Origin of the sequence: Burkholderia sp. Ac-20392 (assembly GCF_017104585.1) — a bacterium.
Lineage (GTDB): Bacteria > Pseudomonadota > Gammaproteobacteria > Burkholderiales > Burkholderiaceae > Burkholderia > Burkholderia lata.
This window is the reverse complement of the sequence record NZ_JAAGPB010000786.1, coordinates 1-2,327: the sequence shown is the minus strand read 5'-3', so window position 1 is coordinate 2,327 and position 2,327 is coordinate 1. Positions and strand designations below refer to the sequence as shown.

Here is a 2,327-nt window from a genome sequence, read left to right as displayed (position 1 = left end):
GTCGATTCGCTTCGCTCACGTTCACATTCACATCCATGATCGCTTCCGGCAATTGAAACGCCGAACGGCCCCGCGCACGCCGCGAAGGCGTGAGCGGGGCCGCGACGGCGCGTTCGGTCAGATAAACGGCGTCAACAGCATGTCGATCAGCTTGATGCCGATGAACGGCGCGATGATCCCGCCCACGCCGTAGATCAGCAAGTTCCGCCCCAGCAATTTCTCCGCCGGCTCCGCGCGATACTTCACGCCCTTCAGCGCGAGCGGAATCAGCGCGACGATGATCAGCGCATTGAAGATCACCGCCGACAGGATCGCCGACGTCGGGCTGTGCAGCCCCATCACGTTCAGCGCGCCAAGCGCCGGATACGTCGCGACGAACGCGGCCGGGATGATCGCGAAATACTTCGCGAGATCGTTGGCCACGCTGAACGTGGTCAGCGCGCCGCGCGTCATGATCATCTGCTTGCCGACCTCGACCACCTGCATCAGCTTGGTCGGGTTGCTGTCGAGGTCGACCATGTTGGCCGCCTCCTTCGCCGCCTGCGTGCCGCTGTGCATCGCGACGGCCACGTCGGCCTGCGCAAGCGCCGGCGCGTCGTTGGTGCCGTCGCCCGTCATCGCGACGAGATGGCCCTTCGCCTGGTGCTCGCGGATCAGCCGCAGCTTGTCCTCGGGCGTCGCTTCGGCGAGGTAGTCGTCGACGCCGGCTTCCGCCGCGATCGCGGCCGCGGTGAGCCGGTTGTCGCCGGTGATCATCACCGTCTTCACGCCGACCTTGCGCAGCTCGGCGAAGCGCGCGGCGATCCCGTGCTTGACGATGTCCTTCAGCTCGATCGCGCCGAGCACGCGGGAACCGTCGGCCACGACGAGCGGCGTACCGCCGCGTCGCGCGATATCGTTGACGGCCGTCTCGACCGCTTGAGGAAACACACCGCCGAGCGCATCGACGTGCGCGCGGATCGCCGACGCTGCGCCCTTGCGCACCTGCCGTTCGCCGATGTCGAGGCCGCTCATCCGCGTGCGCGCGCTGAACGGCACGGTAACGCTGCCTGCGGTCGCGGCCACGTCCAGCGAGAAGCGCTGCTTCGCGAGCGCGACGATCGAGCGCCCCTCCGGCGTCTCGTCGGCCAGCGACGACAGTTGCGCGGCCTCGGCCAGCGCACGCTCGTTCACGCCCGGCGCCGGCCGGAACTGCACGGCCTCGCGGTTGCCGAGCGTGATGGTGCCGGTCTTGTCGAGCAGCAGCACATCGACGTCACCGGCCGCCTCGATCGCGCGGCCCGACGTGGCGAGCACGTTCGCCCGCATCATGCGGCTCATCCCCGCGATGCCGATCGCCGACAGCAGCGCACCGATCGTCGTCGGGATCAGGCACACGAGCAGCGCGATCAGCACGGTCAGGCTCACCGCCGTGCCCGATGCGTTCAGCAGCACGCTGAACTGCGAGAACGGCAGCAGCGTCACGCACACGAGCAGGAAGATGATGGTCAGCGCGACGAGCAGGATCGTCAGTGCGACCTCGTTCGGCGTCTTGCCGCGCTTCGCGCCTTCGACCATCGCGATCATCCGGTCGAGAAATGCCTCGCCCGGTTGCGCGGTGATCTTCACGATGATCCAGTCGGACAGCACGCGCGTGCCGCCCGTCACCGACGAGAAATCGCCGCCCGACTCGCGGATCACCGGTGCTGATTCGCCGGTGATCGCCGATTCGTCGACCGACGCGACGCCGTCGATCACTTCGCCATCGGCGGGGATCGTGTCGCCCGCTTCGACGAGCACGATGCTGCCGGCCGCGAGTTCGTCGCTCGGCACGCGATGGCTGGTGCTGTCGAATCGCTTCGGCTCGTCGAGCACCTTCGCATACACGCGCTTGCGCGCCGCCCGCAGCGCGTCGGCCTGCGCCTTGCCGCGCCCTTCGGCCAGCGCTTCGGCCGCGTTCGCGAACAGCACGGTGAACCACAGCCAGCACGCGACCGCGAAGATGAAGCCGGCCGGCGCGTCGCCCGTGCCGGTCAGCGCCTGCAGCCACAGCACGGTCGTGACGATGCTGCCGAGATACACGACGAACATCACCGGGTTCTTCAACTGCACGCGCGGCGCGAGCTTGCGGAACGCCTCGCGCAGCACGGCCGTCCAGCGCATCGGCGGCACGCCGCCGACCGGCATCGCCACTGGATTGATCGGGGTTTCGATATGGGACATGAGTGACTCCGTGGTTCCTGCTATTGCTTCGCGCCGGCCGCGTGACCGAATGCACGGTCCAGCGCGAGGTTCAGGTCGAGCACGCGCACGCGCGGTTCGCCGAGCACGCCGAGCTGGCGTGGCGA

At 68.2% G+C, this 2,327-nt stretch carries 1 protein-coding gene; it reads right to left on the bottom strand.

What is annotated here, in order from left to right; genetic code table 11:
* Positions 1-117: 117 nt before the first annotated feature.
* Positions 118-2,142, bottom strand: a complete 2,025-nt coding sequence (kdpB, locus tag G3N99_RS38210) for a potassium-transporting ATPase subunit KdpB (protein WP_206124966.1) — start codon at positions 2,140-2,142, stop codon at positions 118-120.
* Between the last annotated feature and the right edge of the window lie 185 nt (positions 2,143-2,327).

Coding starts and splice junctions, on each gene's coding strand:
- kdpB (WP_206124966.1), bottom strand. CDS start 2,142: ATGCGCTGGACGGCCGTGCTGCGCGAGGCGTTCCGCAAGCTCGCGCCG.